Below are 19614 nucleotides of genomic sequence, written 5' to 3'. Positions count from 1 at the left end.
CAGCGATAGTAAGTCGCGTATCCCATAATCATTATGCCCATTCATGACAAGAGCGGGGTGTCTCAATCTTCAATGACTTGATGCGCCCCCTAAGCGTAGAGGCATTCATGCCCAAGAGTTGCGCGGCCCCGCCCCTGCCCGATATTTTCCAATTAGAGGCGTCGAGTGCGGCAACGATGTTGTCCCGGTATGACCGTTGCCATTCAGCCTCTGTTACAAACCGATTGGCATACCAGTCACCGGTTTCGGAAACTCGAGATGCTTCTTGGGGATTGGTAGAGAAAGCTTCCGTTAGATTTAAATGATCGGGGTCTGAAAGTATGACCGCGCGCTCGATGAGGTTTCTCAACTCCCTTACGTTTCCTGGCCACTCCTGCTTTTGCAATTGTGATTGTTGCGCGCGGTCAAGTTTCAAAAGAGGACGACCATGGGCTTTACACGTAAGCTCAAGAAAATAGGTAGCCAAGGCCACAATGTCCTCTTTACGGTCTCTAAGTGGAGGGACCTCGACGGGAAAGACGCTCAGACGATAATAGAGATCTTCTCTAAACTCCCCTAATGCTACTGCTTGCAACAGGTTTCGATTGGTAGCTGCAACAACCCGTACATCGACGGTCTGCGTTGTCTCGTTCCCGACAGGTTCATACTGCCCTTCCTGTAGAACCCGCAGAAGTTTTGCTTGCAAGTGCATTGGTATTTCGCCAATTTCATCTAGAAAGAGCGTGCCGCCATCGGCCAGCTCAAACCGCCCTGCGCGATTTCGGTGTGCACCGGTGAAAGACCCTCTAACATGGCCGAAGAATTCACTTTCGAATAGCTCTTGAGGAACTGATGCGCAATTTACTTTTACAAATGGTTTGGCGCTCCGCGCACTCGCATCATGAATTGCCTTCGCTATAAGCTCTTTCCCGACACCCGATTCACCCAAAATAAGCGCCGTTACTGGCGTCCTGGCAACAGCCCGGACCCGGTCTAGAGTTGAACGTAAGGCTTCACTTTCTCCAATAACTCCTGAAGGATTAGTTGGGAAATCAAAGGAATCCGCCGAAAATGGCTGAAGCTGTGCAACGCTCTTGGAATTGGTGGATTCCGATACCGTGAGTTTTTCATTGATGGCGCCCATCTCTAATTCCCCAAAAAACTGACTTCAACCATTAAAATAGTCCTCGATAAACGCGCTTTCTTCCAAAGATCAGCCTTACAGATTTCCGCGACTTCGATTTGGTTCTCAGGGGGTCTGATGACGGAGCGCGCCGGGAGTAACCCCTAGCGTTCTCGTAAAAGCGGTCGTCATATGGCTTTGTGATGAAAAACCTGTCGTATAGGCGATCTCAGCCAGAGACATGGTTTTGTTCCCAAGTTGCCTTGGCACGTACCTCATTGGGCTCTGCAGAACTACACATCTCGGCAATGAGCGTGATGCATAGGCTCTCCAGGTATCGCAAGGGGGGCATTTGGGCGGTCACTAGGCTACGGATTTTTTTGGCCAATGTAGTCACAAACGGTGAAGGACGGCCGAATAGTAAGTGTGGATTAAATACATCGACAGCTAACCCGGTGATACTTGAAATCATTGGACGAGCGAATTCAAAGTCGAAAACTAAGACCAATACTTCAGGGGCGAATTCGGATGATCCGCTCAAAACGAAATCTGGTGGCGCGACGAAGTATTCGAATGGTTTCCGCTCGTAGTATTTGAGGCGACCGTCGCGGACCGAACTTACTCCAGTCGACGGACCGAAGTTGATGCTTGCAAAAGTGTTGTTCAGGCGAACATTTAGAACTCGTTTCCCAGGCGGGACCAGCTCGACAAAAAAATCATCAAACTCAATACGCCTGCCCCATACGGGAAGTCTGGATGAGGGCGGCGCTGACATTGGTAACACTTGATAGCCGGCGCCTTCCAATTTTCCGCTCTCGCTTTCGTAATTGCAGACTTTGATCTTTTATCTCCATTGCTGCCATGTCAACAGTATTCCATCCGGCTCTCCCCTCAAGCTCTTCGCAGCCACTAGATATCCAAGATCAAGGACGTTCCTTTAGCCCGAGAGACACAGGGGCACATCAGCCGTTCACTATCCCGCTCGAAGGGTGTGAGTGCTTCGTCCTTGTGTTCCGGTTCCCCCGTAAGGACCTTTACGGCGCATGATTTACACTGGCCAACACGGCAACTGTTTGGAATCTCCACACCAGCTTCCAAAATCGCATCGAGAAGTGTTTGCTCTTGTGTCACTTGCACCACCATGTCGGAGCGCGCAAGCGTAACTTCAACGGGCTTGGCGCCGGCCTCTACCTGGGTATCAAAACGTTCGAACCGAACTCGCTCTCTGTTAATCCTAAGTCGGTCCGCGGCTTTCAGTACGCCATTCATCAATTTCCCGGGGCCGCAGACATAGACCTGAGCATTTCTGGGCGCGCGCATTAGAACTCTTTCGAGATCCATTCTCTGGCTCAGATCGCCAATGTAGCTGGTCATTTTCGACCCGAACGCCCTTTCCAGCCGATCAAGGTAGGCCATTGTCGACGCACTCTTACCCGCGTAGTGGAGCTCAAAATCGACTCCCCGGTCTTGCAGCGCCTGAGCCATCGATTTTATGGGAGTGATACCGATGCCACCGGCAATCAGGACAGCTGGATTGTTATCAGTCTGAATATCGAAGTAGTTGATTGGCCAGGATGTTCCCAAGACGCTACCTAATTGATAGTTCTTGTGGATCCATTCTGATCCTCCCCGCCCATCGGGCTCGCGGAGTACCGCAATTTCATAGATGTCCCGTCGATTTGGATTGGAAGCAATGGAATATCTTCGGACGTCGTTCTTACCGCCCACAACCACGGGCACTTCGATATGCGCTCCTGGGTTGATTTCAGGTAGCGATTCGCCGGAGGGGGACCTTAGTTCATAGGCCCGAATGTTTTCAGCGAGTCTTCGCACACCCGTTATGACCAACTCCAGCTCACCGTCCCCGATCTTCGAGATGTTTGGCTGTCCCAACTGCTCTCCCCGGGAACCCAGATCACGACTTTTTTCGCGCTCGGCTTCGATCAGCTTGTCGACCTCGTACTGGCTGTATCGGGGCGTAATATGCTGGGGGCAATTCCAGTCGAACGCCTCAACGTGGATGATCATCCCCCGCTCCACACGTGCTCGATAGGCATCATCTTCCAGAAGCGCCATGTTTTTGCTTTCCCCAGGATCAACCAGCTCCATTCGGCCTAGTAACTTCAGCCGGGTACGATTGGTGTAATCCATGAAAAATAGAGCAACGCGATTGTTGCCCAGCACATTACCGGCTGTAACGTATTGGCGGTTTCCTGAGTAATCAGCAAAGCCGAGCGTGGACTGGTCAAGAACTTTCATAAAGCCGACGGGCCCGCCACGATGCTGCAGATACGGCCACCCGGTCTCGCCAACGCTCGCCATATAGAAGCTGTCTCGGGCTTCAATAAAGGCCTTTTCGCGCTCACTCAGCAGGTTATTGTGATCTGGTCCCGAATCCATGGCGGCGTAACCCGAGCGACTACCCAGTGTCTCCTGAACCTGCCTTACGGTCTGAGTAAAAGCAATTTGGGCAAATTTGTGAGCCATGGTTTTCTCCCGGGAATTAGTTTTCTGCAGGAATGGCCGAGATGCGCTGTCTAATCAGGCAGTGCTCCCGGCCATCAACGTCAGTGGCTAAGCTCGAGCTCAACAGACGGGAAGTCAATCGCGACCCGGCTGGCTTTGCCCAAGATATTGGTAAGAACATTCATCCCAACGTGTGTGATAATTTCGACAATATCCGCCTCTGAAAAGCCAGCATCCCTCACTTCCTGAAGCTCAGCGTTAGTCACTTCACCATTATGTTCAGTAATCGCTCGCGCAAACTTCACTGCTGAAGCGGCCTTTGCATCCTCACTGCTCCCTGCTCTGTTGGCCTCGATTTCTGAGCTACTGAGTCCCGCCTTGCGACCAATGGCCGTATGAGCAGAAACGCAGTACTGACAGGCATTTTGCTGAGCGACGGTCAACGCAATCCGCTCGCGGGTTTGCGGATCGAGGCTGCCTTCCTCTGCAATAGAATGCAGTCCCAGAAAAGCCCGCAGTGCCGAAGGAGAGTTTGCAAACACCTTCAGAAAGTTAGGCACCATTCCGAGTTTTGTCTCGATAGCTTCTAGTAACTCCGCTTGCTCAAATGTTGCATTGCCTTTTTCAATAACGTTAATCCGGCTCATAGCTTCGATCCTCTGATGACTTCAAGCGTTCCGGAGTTATCCCGGAACGTGCGATCACTATGGCTGTTTCCCGAAAATTGGAGAATAATCGACGCCAACAGAATATTATTTCGCGTGGGGTAATAATCGAATGGATCGCATTCATCAGATGCAGGTGCTGGTTGCCGTTGCAGAGGAACGAGGCTTTTCATCAGCGGCTCGGCGACTGGGCCTCTCAGGACCGGCAATTACGCGTGCCGTTGCGTCCCTGGAAGAGGATTTGAACGTTCAGCTTTTCAAACGCACAACCAGGCAGGTTCGCATTACTGAAGCCGGAGCTCGGTATCTGGAGGACGTCAAACGAATCCTGTCCGACATAACCGAGGCAGAGGAGACAATCTCGGGAACCACCGCTGCGCCAAGGGGGCATCTTGTTGTAACAGCTCCGACAATGTTTGGTCGCCTCCACGTGATGCCTGGCATTGCAACGTTTCTCAAAAAGTTTCCAGAAATGACGGTAGACGCACTTTTCCTTGACCGAATCGTGGACATGTTGGAAGAAGGCGTAGACGTAGGTGTGAGAATTGGACGACTGCCAGACTCCAGTATTCGAGCCAGGAAGGTTGGTGAGGTCCGTACGGTTCTGGTCGCCTCCCCCGATTACCTAAAGGCCAGGGGTACTCCGCGCTCCCCACAGGATTTGGCAAAACACGCGCTAATTGCAGCCAGAACAGGCAACTTCTCGCCAGCTTGGGGATTTAGTGCTGAAAACCGGGAGATCAGCTTAAAAGTAAAACCGAAACTAACCGCCACATCGCATGACGCCGTTATCGAAGCAGCAGCCAACGGTCTCGGGATTACACGGGCATTGTCCTATCAGGTGGCACCGGCTGTCGCAGAAGGAAGGTTAATGATTGTGCTTGGAGAATGGGAGCAGGCGCCAATTCCTGTACACATAATTCATCGCGAGGATCGTAGTGCCCCTGTAAAAGTTCGTGCTTTCATTGACTGCCTTTGTGGCCATTTGGAAGCAGATCTTGTCTGAATAAGGAATCCCTGTTGATCACTCTTTGACCTGCGTCATGACGCCTAATGCCAGCCTTGTTATACAGTTAAACAGTTCATCGAGATCAATTTGCAGTACTGTGGAGTTTTGCCGCGTATTACAGGTGTTATTGCCCGTCAAGTTTGCCGTCTGAATCCCTGTGTCGGTGCTCCCCTAACCGCACAAGGGAGCAAATCATGTTTCAACGCATTGTTGTACCTCTGGATGGTTCATGCCTGGCTGAATGGGCGTTGCCTCACGCTATCAATCTCGTCAACGCTCTTGGCATCCAACTCGTTCTTATTCGAGTAATGGAGCAGGCTGAGAACAACCGTTCTCTGTACCCACCGGATCCTATCGCCTGTGACGCCATGCGGGCTGAGGCAAGGGCCTACCTGGATTCGGTCGCCTCCAGATTGGGTGGTCTTGGCATACATCCAGAAACCCGCATTCTGGAGGGCGAAACCGTTGATCAGATAATTAGCTTTGTGCGGCAGGATGGGCATACGCTTCTCGTCATGACAAGCCACGGTGTTGGTGGTATCAGCCATTACATGCTTGGCAGCGTTGCTCACAAATCGATTCTACAGGCACATGTTTCTTTCCTGCTGGTGCGCGCCTTCAATGACCAGTGCCAAGCGCTTCAGGAATACCACTACAACCGGATTACCGTTCCTTTGGACGGTAGCAGCCGATCTGAGTGCGTGCTCCCGATTGTTGAGCTTCTGTCACGCCATAATGACAGCACTGTGGATCTTGTCTCTATAGTGCCCTCACTGGTTCACCAGTATCAGATTGACAAACATGACCATCGGCTAAGCAACATTCAGGAGCTTCAGACCGAGTTAAAAAAGAAGATCGATGGGTATCTGGATTGCATCGGAGACCGCCTCAGGAACGAGAGCCTTCACGTTCAACGCCAGGTGAGAATCTCGGATTCGCCGATGTCAGCAATCTGGGAGGCCACTCGCAAAGGTCGATCAGACCTGGTGATCATGGCTGCCCACGGCCGAAACTGCGTTAGCCACTGGCCCCTCGGCGCCCTGCCCCTCAACGCACTGGTTTATGGGGAGACCCCCCTGTTGGTACTCCAGGATCTGGAGCCACATGAAATAGAACCTACTTTTGCGGAGAGAGCGTCCGCTGAAGCCTGGGGGCATTGATGACAACGGAGACTGATCGGGTTGGCGAGATCAGCCCGAAGGCCACCGACACACAGGCCTCTTGCCATCCTGATTTTCAAAGCCAATGGGCTGCTATTAGCCCGGGAGATCGGGCGGCGCACAGTGACATTGCCAGGAATTTGGGGCGGTTCACCAAGCAGTTGGATAGAACCCACGAGGACTTGCTGGCGTTACGGAGTAATCCGGCTGCTGCTGGACCGTGGATCGACTGGTATATCGATAACGAATATCTGATCCGGCGGGTTCTCCAAAGGCTTCGCAGAGACCTGTCTGCTTCCTTTGTTGCCCACTTACCCCGATTAATATCAGCGCCTGCAGCCGGTGTTCCCCGCGTCCAGGACATGGCAAGGGTGGTGCTCGACCTTTCAGAACTGAAATTCGACCAAAATGTCCTCGAGGTGCTTGTTCTTGAGCTACGAGACTCGGCGCCCTTAAACACCGCTGAACTCTGGGCCTTTCCTCTATTCCTTCAGTATCAGGCGATGAAGCTTATTCAGGAAGAGGTCCATCGCCGAATAAACGACGTGAAGGCAAGAACTGAGCAAGAAGGCATGGTGGATACTGACCGGCGCGACGTCGTTGCCGACTGTATCCAGAGCCTGCATCGCCTACAACGCACTAACTGGCAGAATTTCTTTGAGCGCACCTCCCAAGTTGAACTTCTATTGGGGCTAGATCCGGCAGGTGCTTACAAGCAGATGGATTTTGCCACCCGAGACAGGTATCGAACTCGGGTAGAGCAACTCGCCAGGCGCAGCCAACTGGATGAACTCGCCGTCGCTCGCTGTGCGCTGGAACTGGCGAATGATACCCAAGAAAATGAAACCAGCAATGGCGCCTCTACGGGCCATGTTGGCTATTTTCTGATCGGTGACGGATATCGGATTCTCGAGGAAAAGGTAGCCATTAAACCACCGGTTACGACAAGGTTGCGACGCTGGGCAGTCGATCATCGGCTAAAACTCTATTTTTCGGCCCTGACCTTGCTGACTACTGTTCTTTTTGCACTGCCGACACTCTATTCCCTGCACACCGGCAATTTGTTTAAGGCCATTCCTGTCATGCTGGTGGTCATTGTGCCGGCTCTGATTCTGGCGTCAGTGCTAATTAATTGGCAAATAACGTTGTGGATTCCGCCCAGGGTTCTGCCAAAAATGGATTTTAGCCGGGGCATTCCATCAGACCACAGAGCCGCGGTGTGCATGGCACTGCTTATCGGTCAAGAGAGTGATATCCAGAATTCCCTGGAGCAGCTCGAAAAACATTACCTGGCCAACCCCGATCACCATCTCCGCTTCGGAATACTGACTGGGCTTTTTGACGCACCCGAAGCGACCACTCAGAAAGACCAGCGGCTGCTGACTTGCCTTGATGCAGGTATCGCCGACCTGAACAAAAGGTATGAGCACGAGGGGCACGGTCCTTTTTTCTGGATGCATCGCGCACGGTGTTTTGCCTCACATGAAGCCATATGGATGGAGTGGGAACGTAAACGGGGCAAGTTGAAGGAATTCAATCATTTTCTGCTGACTGGCGAACTGGGCTCTTTCACCCACACGGGCGGTGACATTGAGTGGTTGCGACAGGTTCAGTACGTCATTACGTTGGATGCAGATACCGTGCTGCCGGTGAGAGGCGCTCAACGGCTGATTGGGACCATCGCTCACCCATTGAACCAGCCAGTCTGGGACGAAAAAACGGGCGAAGTTCTGTCTGGCTTCAGCATTCTGCAGCCCCGCATTGAGATCAACCCGATCACCGCAACCCGAAATATTTTCACCCGGATCTTTTCTGGTGATCGTGGTTTGGATCTATACACGCTGGCCGTCTCTGATGCTTACCAGGATCTGTTCGGCGAGGGCATTTTCACTGGCAAAGGGCTTTATCACGTAGGCGCTTTTGTCGCCAGTCTCCGCAACGCCGTTCCGGAAGGAGCCGTGCTCAGTCACGACCTTTTTGAGGGAATTCATGGCCGCACAGCTCTGGTCAGCGACGCTGTGATGTATGAGGAATATCCACCCGAGTACCTGTCGTTTAGTCGTCGGCTGCACCGATGGGTTCGTGGCGACTGGCAACTTCTGCCGTGGTTGTGGCCAATGGTTCCCTCGGAAAGTGGAGAGAAAATGCCGAACCGGCTGAGTGGCCTCCACCGCTGGCAGCTCACCCACAATCTTCTCCGCAGCCTTCAGGCACCCTGGCTCTTGCTTCTACTTTTTCTGGGCTGGTTTGCCCTGCCCGGATCACCACTCCACTGGACGGTACTGGCGTTGATTACATTGCTTGTCCCGAGCCTGACCGGTGTGGTGGGTTTAGCTCACGCCACCATCCGCAGAAGACGGTCCTCCGAGCATGTGCGCAATCTGAAGGGCGATTTGAAACGTTGGATTCTCGCGGTTGCCTTTCTTTCGCAGGAAGCGGCGACAACGGTGGATGCGATTTTTCGATCGGTCTATCGCACCTATGTGAGTCATCGTCACCTGCTAGAGTGGTCGCCAGCGGCGCTCGAGGCCGGGCGTTCCAATGGCTCTTCTCTGGGCCGATATTGGCGATCGATGGGAGTCGGCCCTGCCATTGCTATCATTACCGCAGCAGTACTCGCGGCAACCACGCCATCCATCCTGATCTTCGCTGCGCCGATCCTCCTCCTGTGGTTGGCATCACCACAACTGGCCTATCTGGCCAGACAGGATCGCACCCCGCCAATGGAAAAGATCCGTTTGGAAGACAGAACACATCTTAGACGCCTGGCGCGCCGAACCTGGTACTTTTTTGAACGTTTTGTTGGGCCTGAAGATCACTGGTTGCCTCCAGACCACTTCCAGGAAGACCCCAAAGGCGTTGTTGCGCACCGCACCTCTCCCACCAATATCGGCTTGCTGCTAGTCAGTAATCTGACTGCTTATGATCAGGGTTACATCGATGCGCAGGAACTGATTATACGTTCGCGAAATACGTTGAGGACGCTCAGTAAACTGCCCCGCTTTCGCGGCCATATCCATAACTGGTGCGATACTCAGCACCTGACCACGCTTCCGCCGGCGTACGTTTCTACTGTCGACAGTGGCAACCTGCTCGGGTCGTTGCTGACTCTTAAGCAGGGGCTTCTGGGGATTTCCCACGATAAGGCCTGGCGTTTTAGCCACTTTGAGGGACTACTGGACACCGTTGGCGTGCTTGAGGACTCCCTGGAGGAATACCCCTCAACCGAGCCTCGTAATGTGTTGGCAGAGGAACTCATTGACCTCCGACGGCTTGTTATGGCCGCTGCACACCGTCCTGAGCAGTGGCCTGATCTGATCGGAGAGCTGGAAGATCGCTTGAACCGACACGTGGACCCAGCCGTCCAGCAAGTGTTGAGGGAGCCCAAATCGCTGCCGCCGGAAATCCTCGCAGATTTGCGGCTTTGGCTGGAGCGCTCACACCATCACATCAAGCGAATGAAACAGAGCCGGGATCAATTCCTACCCTGGTGGTCGAGACCTGAAGCCACGCCAGATTTTCCAGCCAGTGGGGTGTCGTCGGCCCAAAAGGAGTGCTGGGAGGCCCTCACAGAGGCCATGGTTCAGCCAGCATCCTTTGCTGAACTTGTTTCCCTGCCGGATCGGCTGGAACCGGCACTCTCGGAGCTGATGCTGGATAACCGAGAGACCGCCCTGCCCGAAGCTATACGACAGTGGCTCACGACAGTGGCCGCTCAGATTCGAGAGGCAGGAAAAGCAGCGGACGCTCTTATTAAATTGGCCACTGAACTGGCAGATACCTGCGAGCTATGGTTCGAGAGTACCGACCTGGCCTTTTTGTATGACAGGGAGAAAAAGGTTTTCAGAATCGGTTACGACGTCGATCAGGGCAAACTGGACGAGAACGCATACGACTTGCTGGCGTCAGAGGCACGGTTAGCGAGTTTTCTTGCGATTGCCAAGGGTGAAGTATCAGCAGATCACTGGATTCATCTGGGCCGCCCGCTTACCCGAGAGCAAGGGCAGGCTCTCCTGCTGTCCTGGAGCGGCACCATGTTCGAATATTTGATGCCCCAATTGATGATGCGCGAACCCGCAACGACTCTGCTAGGCCAGAGTGGACGGATCGCCATTGACCATCAGATCCGCTACGCCAGCAGACATGGCCGGCCATGGGGCATATCAGAATGCGGCTATAGTCTCCTGGATGGCGCGCAGAATTATGCCTACCACGCCTTTGGTGCGCCGGAACTTTCGCTCCGCAGCAACAAGGGCGCTGAGGACTGGGTAATCACACCTTATGCCACCTTCCTTGCCATACTCTGGCGGCCACAGGCGGCCTTCGACAACCTCCGGCGGCTTGAAAAAATGGGCATGCTGGGCAGGTATGGATTTTTTGAAGCAGTGGACTTTACCGAGCGCCGCGTGGAGGTCGGCCGCACCTACAGCATTGTGCGCAGTTACATGGCGCACCATCATGGCATGTCACTGGTCAGCCTGGGCATTGCCCTTTGTGCAGAGCACGCGATTTCCCGATTCTCCCGCGATCCAAGAGTGGAAGCCTGTGAACTGATCCTGCAAGAACGGGTTGCGCTGGACGCGGACGTGGAATACCCAACCTATAGCGAACAGGAGACACTGCCGTCAGGGCTACAGCAGGTGCCACCGGTCACTCCCTGGCAAGTCCCGCTCGACAGCCCAACCCCACGCGTGCATTTACTCTCCAACGGCCGGCTGAGCGTGCTTGCGTCCAGCCGAGGTGCGGGGGGCACCAACTGGAAATCCGACGCCATCACCCGCTGGCGCCCCGATCCAACGCAGGAGCGCTGGGGCAACTGGATTTACCTTCAGGATCGGGACAGCTGGGATCTTTGGTCTATTACACGGGCGCCCATGAGCGGGAGAGGCATACGAGATTCCGTGCGTTTCTACAGCCACTGCGTCGAATACAAACGACAGGATCAGAACCTGGTTCAGGCTCTCGAGGTCGCTGTCTCGCCCTGGCATGACGTTGAATTACGTCGGATTTCATTGACCAACCACGGGGACAAAACCAGAAATCTGAGGCTGACAAGCTACGCAGAAATGGTGATGGCAGATCCGAGGGCGGACAGCCAGCATCCGGCGTTTGGCAATCTGTTCGTCCATTCTGAATTCCTCGCAGACAGGTCCCTTCTGATCTTTGAGCGCCGAACCCGGGATCCCAAGGATCAGGCACCGGTCGTAGGCGAGTGCCTGATCGGTCGCTCGGGGATTATCGCGCCAACCGCCATTGAGACAGATCGTGCCAAATTCATCGGCCGTGGAGGGTCATACGCCCATCCCAGTGCTCTGGAGCCCACTAAGGGACTCTCTGGTTCATTGGGTTATACCCTGGATCCGGTCTCAGTGCTGCAGACAGACGTGGTTTTGGAGCCGGGCGCTTCGGTCCAGCTGGCGTATCTGCGTTTTGTAGGGGAGTCTCGTGAAGACGTCCTTGCCCTGGCTGCACGTTTTGCGTTCTGGCCCCGCGTTCAGCGGACCTTCGAGGAAGGCGAAAGCCAGGCCTGCCACGACCTGTGGCGAAACGACTTGAGCAACGACGACTTCCGCAAAGTCATTGCCCTGACCTCTGCACTCATATGCTCTCCGCCACAACTCAGAGCAGCTGTGCCTGTGCTTTCCGCAAATCGATTACAACAAGCCAACCTCTGGGGCGTCGGCATCTCCGGTGATTTCCCGATTATTCTGGTCAGGGTGGGACGTGAGGCCGATGTCGATACAGCTCACCTGCTATTGAAAGCGCATTCCTTCTGGCGCAAACGCAACCTCAAAGTGGATCTGGTGCTGCTCAACATTGGCGACAGTGGTTACGAGGGCACAACACAGGACACCATACGAAGGTTGCTGGCACAACACAGTGTTGAGGCCTTTGTCGGTGGTCGTGGCGGCATCTTCCCGCTGACGGCAAACTCACTCGGTACTGAAGAAGTGGTGCTGCTGGAGACGGCCGCCAAGATGGTGCTGGATGCATCCGGGGCATCGCTTGCTCATGCACTTCAAAGTCTCGACCGGCGGGAATCACCGTTGCCAAGATTTCGGGGTAAGCCGCCCAGTGCTGTGCCTTTTGATGACCATAAGCTAGAACCAGTCAACGACCTGCATTGCTTCAATGGACATGGTGGTTTCTCCGCAGACGGTCGGGAATATGTGATCAGTGTTCGACATCGCCACCCTACCCCGGCGCCCTGGATCAATGTGATTGCCAATCCGCTTTTCGGAACCATCGTTTCCGAATCGGGAGGGGGCTACACGTGGTTCCAGAACAGCGGAGAGAATCGCCTGACCAGCTGGCGCAACGATCCTGTGCTTGATGAGCCATCCGAGTGTCTCTATTTACGCGACGAGGAAACCGGGTTGTTCTGGTCTGCCACCGCCAAGCCCGTGCCCCATGAATCTGAATACCGGACAAGACACGGTGCAGGTTACTCGTGCTTTGAACATGTTCGCCATGGCATTCATTCTGCAATGACCATTTTTGTTCCCCCGGAAGATCCGGTGAAAGTCGTGCGCCTGGTTCTTCGCAACCTATCCAGCAGGAACCGGCGAGTCACGGTGACTTATTACGCAGAGTGGGTTCTGGGGACACGCCGCGAGGACACCAGCCCCTATTTGCAGCCTGCATTTCTGCCAGAACAACGCGCCCTGATCACGGCCAATCCTTACAACCCTGACTGGCCAAACCAGATTGCCTTTTTAGCAACGGATCAGCCCGTACACGGCTACACAACCGATCGCACTGAATTCATTGGTCGCTCAGACAGTCTGGGCAATCCGGCAGCCTTGAAACGTGTGGGCCTGAACAAGCGTGTTGAACCCGGCCGAGACCCCTGTGGGGCATTACAAATACATGTGGACCTGCCCCCCAACGGCGAACACACGGCCGTGTTTTTCCTGGGGGCTGAGCAAGATTTTGAATCTGCTTTTGCTTTGATTGACCGCTATCAACAACCCGCAGCCTTCGATTCAGCCTGGCAGGCAAGTCAAAACTATTGGCAGGAAACCCTCGATGCCGTGACGCTCGATAGCCCAGATGAAAGTGTAAACTTCATCTTTAACCAGTGGCTTATTTATCAGACCCTTGCCTGTCGAATGTTCGGCCGCAGCGGTCTCTATCAGTCCAGTGGTGCTTTCGGGTTTCGGGACCAGTTACAGGATTCGATGGCACTGCTACATACCAGACCCGAGGTCTGTCGTAATCAGATTCTGGCTGCAGCGGCCCGCCAGTTCCCCGAAGGTGACGTGCTGCATTGGTGGCATCCGCCCCATGCCCGAGGTGTGCGAACACGCATCTCCGATGACCTTGTCTGGTTGCCATTAGTTGTCAGTGAATACCTTCAGGTAACCGAAGACTTCGCCCTATTGGATGAACAGGTACCCTGGCTATCCGGAGAGCCCCTTGCCGACGGAGAAGCAGAACGCTACGCCCATTTTGAGGTTTCCGACGACGAGGCGTCAGTTTACGACCATTGCCTCCGGGTTCTTGAGCGCGCTAATAGAGTAGGCCCCCATGGTATCCCCCTCATCGGCGGTGGCGACTGGAACGATGGCATGAACCGGGTTGGTCTTGGCGGCCGTGGTGAAAGTGTGTGGATGGGATGGTTCCTGATCGTAACGCTGCAGCGGTTCAATTGCGTCGCGACGGCCCGGGGCGATCAGATAACGGCTGAAAACCTTGCCGCTCGTGCGGATCACCTCGCCAAAAAACTGAATCAAAATGCCTGGGATGGGAAGTGGTACCGCCGAGCCTACTACGACGACGGTACGCCAATGGGATCTGCCGGCAAACCGGCCTGCGAGATAGACTCCATACCCCAGTCCTGGGCTGTTCTCTCAGAGGTGGCGGACACCACTCGCACGAAACAGGCAATGGCCGCGGTCTGGGAAAAACTGGTTCGCCCGGACCCTGGCCAAGTGTTGCTATTCACACCGCCATTCAGAGGCCGGGGAAAGGGACAACCCGACCCAGGATATATCGCAGCCTACCCGCCCGGAGTCCGGGAAAATGGCGGGCAGTACACTCATGCCGCCTGTTGGGCAGGCATGGCGTTCGCAGCGCTGGGTGACGCAGATAAAGCCAGCGCCGTTCTGGATTGCCTCAACCCCGTCAATCACGGGGATTCTGAGGCCCGCATTGGCCAGTATCAGGTGGAGCCCTATGTGTTGGCTGCCGACATTTATGGGGAAGCACCCCACATCGGACGCGGCGGCTGGACCTGGTATACCGGCTCTGCCGGCTGGTTATACCGGTTTATTCTTGAGGGCGTTCTCGGCATCCGGCGGGTGGGCAATGAGCTTCAGGTAAAACCGTGCCTGCCCCCCAAATGGCCGGGCTACACGCTGCGTTACCGCTATGGTCAAACGGTCTATCGAATTACGGTGAAGAAAGGATCAGAGGTGTTGTCACCTACCGACGAGCACAATACCGTATCGCTCATCGACGACGGAAAGAGCCATGAAATTACGATCAGGTTTTAGGATGGGTGCCTGAATTTTTCTCAGATTCGCTCTTAAACAAGTTGCCAGAATGAGTCGCTCAGATCGATTATAAGTGCGCGCTTGGCACTCAGTCTCATTGAAAAGTTGATTCCGCTCGCCACTTGTGCGCCGAAGCCAGGCAACTTGGAAACAATGCCATTCAGGTTTGCGACCTCAACTCCCAGGGGTTCCCCCAGCAGCCCTGACAATTTGCAACATCAGGTCGCAGCGGGAACCTGGCCCCGCTGCGACCAGGGGAATTCCTTCACCGGCAAATGGATCAGCGCAGACAAAGCCCCGACTCCCACACCTACCCACCAGACCAGCGTGTAGTCGTTGTAGAGATCGTACAAGGCGCCGCCCAGCCATACGCCCAGAAAGCCACCCAGCTGGTGCGAGAAAAACACCACACCATACAACGTACCCATATATTTCAGGCCATAGATATGCGCTACCAGTCCGGAAGTCAGTGGCACCGTTGCCAACCAGAGTGATCCCATCGAAACAGAGAACAAGACGACTGTTTCCGGTGTTATCGGCGCCATGATAAAGGCTGCGGATACCAGGGTTCGCAACAGGTAGATAGTCGCCAGCAGATACTTCCTCGAGTATTTGTGCCCCAGCCATCCGGCGAGCAGCGTTCCACCGATGTTAAACAGCCCAATGAGCGCGATAGAAATGGCGCCAAGCCCAGAGGCAGACGTAACGCCCAGTACGTAAAGCAGACTGTCTGTGCCAATTGGCCCGCACATTTCAGTGATAAAGGCCGGGAAATGCGCAGTGATAAAGGCCAATTGGTAGCCGCAGGAGAAGAAACCGATGAAGATAAACCAGAAGGTGGGGTCCTTGAGCGCACGTTTGAGTACAACCCCCATCGGTTCTTCCGCCACCGTCGACTTCGCAGGTTTCGGAGCCCGCATCAACGTGAGCGCGAACATGGACACCAGAACAAACCCGGCAAAAATAATGAACACCGATTGCCAGGGCATCTGGCTCAAAAGTGATTGGGCCACCGGCGGCCCGACAATCTGGCCTGCGGAACCCGCCGCTGTAGCTATGCCCAGGGCCATGGACCGGTTTTTATCGGAAGCCGCGCGGCCGACCACGGCCAGAATGACGCCAAAGCCGGTACCGGCAATACCGAAGCCAACTAGTATTTCCAAAAATTGATGCTGGCCTGGTGTAATGGCCAAGGATGATAGAACCAGCCCAACCACATAAACGACACCGCCTGTGAAAATCGCTTTGCGGTCGCCATAGCGTTCTGCGAACGCACCGAAAATAGGCTGGCCGATTCCCCAGAACAGGTTTTGGATGGCAATGGCCAGGGAGAAGGATTCGCGAGGCCAGGCAAATTCCAGGGCTATGGGCAGTTGGAACAGGCCAAAGGAGGCCCGAACCGCAAAACTCACAAGAATAATGATGCAGCCGGCGACCAGGACCGGATTCATCAATCGGTCATAAGGACCGGACGAGGTCTTCTCCAAGCTAATGTCTTCTCTGTCGTCACTGTCACGCATTTCGCTGCCTTTGACCATCCGTCTTACTCGGCTATATTGCTAATCAAACGTTTTCATTGCTGCTTCCCACTCCTCAAAAATCAGGTCACGCTTTGCCTGGTCGTTGTACATCAATAACGACAGGCTTAGAGGAATCGGCTGAAAACGGGTATCCGGCCGCTGGCTCAGGGAGTGAGCAGGTAAATCGCCTACGACCTCTTCACGAATTGGAAAAAGATTGGCTTCATCGGCCAGCAATTGCTGACCATCAACCGAGAGCAGGAAATCCAGAAAGCGATGGGCAATCTCGGGGTTCGGAGCTCTTTTCGGAATGAAAGCAGAACGCATAACCAACGCTGTGTAGTCGTCGGGCATTACAACAGAAACATTAGAGTACCGTTCAGACCAGGATTTGGCGTAAGAGCCGAGGACGTTGTAAGCGATGAGGATTTCGCCCGAGTTTACACTCCTCAGCATCGAAGAGCTGCTGGGAAAACGTCGAGCACGATGTGTTCCAAAGGCTTCAAGCAAACGTCCATAGCTACCTGATTGCTGGCGGTCATGGGCCCAGGTCAAATACCCCACGCCGACCTTCTCAATATCAAAGGTTCCGATCTTCCCCATCAGTCGATCACTTTCCTGGCGAATAAGATCGAGCAATTCTGAACGAGTTTTGGGCTGCTGATCTTCGGAGAGAAACTTGTTATTGATAACAATTACTGCCGGTTCGTAGGTAAAGCCAAATACCTCGTCGCGCCATTTCGCCCACTTCGGTAACGCCTGGGTTTGATCCGATTTATGGGGTCTCGCGTGTCCATCGTTGACCAGTTTGACCTGCAGATCCATTGCAGAACTCAGTACTAAATCTGGGCTCTTAGGCAATCCTTCCAGATAGCTCTCGTAGAGAACCCGCGTATTAAACTCAGAGTAGCGGATAGAAACATCAGGGTGACGCTTCTGGAATTCCGCCAACACAGGCTCAACGACGGGAAAATCAGCAGCTGCATATATCTGCAACACAGACGTCTCATTTCCAATTGCAGGCAGCTGGTACACGTCTTCTGCGAACACAGCACCGCTCCAGAGCGCCAACAACAGCGTTAACCGCCTAAAATAGTTCATCGAGTCGCTTTCCCATGGAAAAGAATTTCCACTGTGAGCCCCCGCGGAAAGTTGTCTTTTAATTGAAGGTGGGCATCATGGTGGGCTGCAACCTCTTGCGCTATGGCCAGACCGAGCCCGCTTCCTGATCGTGGATTATTCGGGCTGCGATAGAACTGCTCAAAAACATGTTCCCTTTCCTCCTCGGGTATGCCCGGACCCTGGTCGCTGATGCTAATCACTGGGCCGTCAGAATCCGGTTCGCTCCGGAGATCCACTTCAACAACGCTATTTTTGGGGCTGTACTGTATAGCGTTTTCAATGATATTCCGGACCATCTGTTTCAAAGAAAACAAGTCTCCAGAGATCACAACGCTGGCATGTCCCAAGTATGCCACTTCAACTCCCTGATGAAGCGCGGATACAGCGATCTCTCGACAAACCTCTTCGATCAACCTGTCCAGGGGTACGTCGTTAAAGGATTCGCTTCTTAACCGGTGAGCTAACTGAGCCCTATTCAACAGCTGACTAACCGTCGAAGACAGCATGTCGGTGCACTCGACCACGCGTTTTAACTGCTCCTGACGCAACTCAGGATCATGTTCGTTTAGTGCGTTTTGCGCTTGGGATTTCAAGCCGGCCAACGGCGTACGAATCTGGTGAGCGGCCTCTCCGGTGTATCTTTTTAGCCCGTCCAGAGTCGACGCAAGCTGTGACATAAAATGATTAATTGTCTGCAGAAGGGGGCGCACCTCCTGTGGCACGTTTAGATTCAGCGGTTTCAGATCGACTGGTGATCGCTTGCCTAAGGCCAGATTCAGTTTATTCAGGGGCCGAAGGATCATCCAGATACCAAACATTATGACAACCAAAGCGACCAGAATGATGCCACCCACCACTTGCAATGCCCGCCAACTGATACCGTCTGCAAGGCCGTTGCGTGCAAGCAACGTTTGGCCAATTTTTACCCGTACGGTTTTCGCCACGCCCAGGTCCTTCAGTACACGTTCCACCGTTACAAACCGGACTGGCTCACCACTGTAATCTGCTTCGAAAAAACTCACAGGTAACTGGCCTACTGACCCCTCCATACTGGGCGCTGCTTCCTGATTATCGGATTCCGGCAGACCTTCGTAACCGGTAATATGAGCACCACCGACAATATCGATGGCATAGAAAACACGATCGTCAGGAGCAAGTGCGAGGGTATCGAAGGCGGATCGCGGCAAATCCACAATTACCCTCCCTTCCTGCAGCCTTATGTTTTCCGCCATTTGAAATGCCGCACCGGTGAGCAATCGGTCATAGGACAACTGGGCCGCTCTCTGGCCGTATTTGTTGGCTCCCCAGTAACTCACCGCCGAGAATATAAACAACAGAATGATCGCCATCGTTGCCAGTTGCTGCTTTATCGAATAGCTAATAGGCTCAGCCATCTTCCCTATCCAGCAAATAACCCAGGCCACGAAGTGTTCGAATTTCTACGGTACTCGTCTGAAGTTTTTTTCTGAGACGCGCGACATAGGTTTCTATTGCATTAGGGCTGGGGGAATCATCAAAACAATAGAGATGATCGAGCAACTCTTCCTTGCTTAATACTCGTCCAAGATGACTGAGAAAAATCTCTAACAGACGGAATTCTCTCTGCTTAAGGTCTATTGGTTGCTGATCGATTGTGACCGTACACGCACTACGATCCAAGATAAGGTTGCCGTAGGTTATTGTATTGTCGGCTTGTCCCTGGCTACGCCTGAGCAGTGCGCGACTTCTCGCTTCAAGTTCACCGAAATCAAACGGTTTTGTAAGGTAATCGTCTGCCCCAAGATCAAGAAGTTGTATTCGGTCGTATATCTGATCACGGGCGGTGAGTATCAATACCGGTGTATTGGTCTTACGGCTACGCAGATTTTGCAACACTCGGTCACCACTTAGACCTGGGAGATTAAGGTCCAGAACCACAAGATCGTAGGCGGTATGTTTCAGTATGTCATTTGCCGAATCCCCTGTTGTTACCAGATCGACGCCATGACCTTGCTTAGTGGCGTGCCGGTGAAGAGCCTCTCCAAGGATTTCATCATCCTCAACAATTAATAATCTCATTAACTATCCACACT

General features: G+C 53.7%; 12 protein-coding genes. 3 read left to right on the top strand and 9 right to left on the bottom strand.

The window, feature by feature from the left end:
- Positions 1 to 31: 31 nt before the first annotated feature.
- The 5 genes from FCS96_RS15650 to FCS96_RS15635 form a co-directional block, all read right to left on the bottom strand.
- A complete protein-coding gene (locus tag FCS96_RS15650) occupies positions 32 to 1123 on the bottom strand; it encodes a sigma-54 interaction domain-containing protein (protein ID WP_138441310.1) in 1092 nt (363 codons plus the stop codon).
- A gap of 105 nt (positions 1124 to 1228) precedes the next feature.
- Complete coding sequence (locus FCS96_RS15645; RefSeq protein ID WP_212747094.1) at positions 1229 to 1345, bottom strand: helix-turn-helix domain-containing protein; 117 nt, start codon at positions 1343 to 1345, stop codon at positions 1229 to 1231.
- On the bottom strand, positions 1332 to 1907 hold the full coding sequence (locus tag FCS96_RS20090; protein ID WP_171040792.1) for a hypothetical protein: 576 nt from the start codon (positions 1905 to 1907) through the stop codon (positions 1332 to 1334). Before FCS96_RS20090 ends, FCS96_RS15645 begins: the two co-directional genes overlap by 14 nt.
- Before the next feature lie 104 nt (positions 1908 to 2011).
- Complete coding sequence (locus tag FCS96_RS15640) at positions 2012 to 3589, bottom strand: 2Fe-2S iron-sulfur cluster-binding protein (RefSeq protein WP_138441308.1); 1578 nt, start codon at positions 3587 to 3589, stop codon at positions 2012 to 2014.
- Between the two features lie 80 nt (positions 3590 to 3669).
- Positions 3670 to 4215 (bottom strand): carboxymuconolactone decarboxylase family protein, encoded by a 546-nt coding sequence (locus FCS96_RS15635; protein WP_138441307.1) that lies wholly within the window; start codon positions 4213 to 4215, stop codon positions 3670 to 3672.
- Between the two features lie 130 nt (positions 4216 to 4345).
- Between FCS96_RS15635 and FCS96_RS15630 the strand changes: the two genes are divergently transcribed.
- The 3 genes from FCS96_RS15630 (at position 4346) to FCS96_RS15620 (ending at position 14900) form a co-directional block, all read left to right on the top strand.
- Complete coding sequence (locus tag FCS96_RS15630; protein WP_138441306.1) at positions 4346 to 5239, top strand: LysR family transcriptional regulator; 894 nt, start codon at positions 4346 to 4348, stop codon at positions 5237 to 5239.
- Positions 5240 to 5436: 197 nt separating this feature from the next.
- Positions 5437 to 6402 (top strand): universal stress protein, encoded by a 966-nt coding sequence (locus FCS96_RS15625; RefSeq protein ID WP_138441305.1) that lies wholly within the window; start codon positions 5437 to 5439, stop codon positions 6400 to 6402.
- On the top strand, positions 6402 to 14900 hold the full coding sequence (locus FCS96_RS15620; protein WP_138441304.1) for a GH36-type glycosyl hydrolase domain-containing protein: 8499 nt from the start codon (positions 6402 to 6404) through the stop codon (positions 14898 to 14900). The genes FCS96_RS15625 and FCS96_RS15620 overlap by 1 nt, the downstream gene beginning before the upstream one ends.
- Before the next feature lie 218 nt (positions 14901 to 15118).
- Here the strand turns inward: FCS96_RS15620 and FCS96_RS15615 are convergent, their stop codons facing one another.
- From FCS96_RS15615 to FCS96_RS15600, 4 genes are read right to left on the bottom strand one after another with little or no spacing between them, the layout of a single operon-like run.
- Positions 15119 to 16438, bottom strand: coding sequence for an MFS transporter (locus FCS96_RS15615; RefSeq protein WP_228264128.1), 1320 nt, complete (start codon positions 16436 to 16438; stop codon positions 15119 to 15121).
- Between the two features lie 21 nt (positions 16439 to 16459).
- Complete coding sequence (locus tag FCS96_RS15610) at positions 16460 to 17470, bottom strand: ABC transporter substrate-binding protein (RefSeq protein WP_212747093.1); 1011 nt, start codon at positions 17468 to 17470, stop codon at positions 16460 to 16462.
- Positions 17471 to 17517: 47 nt separating this feature from the next.
- Positions 17518 to 18936, bottom strand: a complete 1419-nt coding sequence (locus FCS96_RS15605; protein WP_138441302.1) for a sensor histidine kinase — start codon at positions 18934 to 18936, stop codon at positions 17518 to 17520.
- Positions 18929 to 19600 carry a response regulator transcription factor gene (locus tag FCS96_RS15600; protein ID WP_138441301.1) on the bottom strand — a complete coding sequence of 224 codons (672 nt, stop codon included), beginning with the start codon at positions 19598 to 19600 and terminating at the stop codon, positions 18929 to 18931. Before FCS96_RS15600 ends, FCS96_RS15605 begins: the two co-directional genes overlap by 8 nt.
- Positions 19601 to 19614: the final 14 nt, after the last annotated feature.

Source organism: Marinobacter alexandrii (assembly GCF_005871205.1).
In the GTDB taxonomy this organism is placed as follows: domain Bacteria; phylum Pseudomonadota; class Gammaproteobacteria; order Pseudomonadales; family Oleiphilaceae; genus Marinobacter; species Marinobacter alexandrii.
This window is presented reverse-complemented; position numbering and strand designations above follow the sequence as displayed.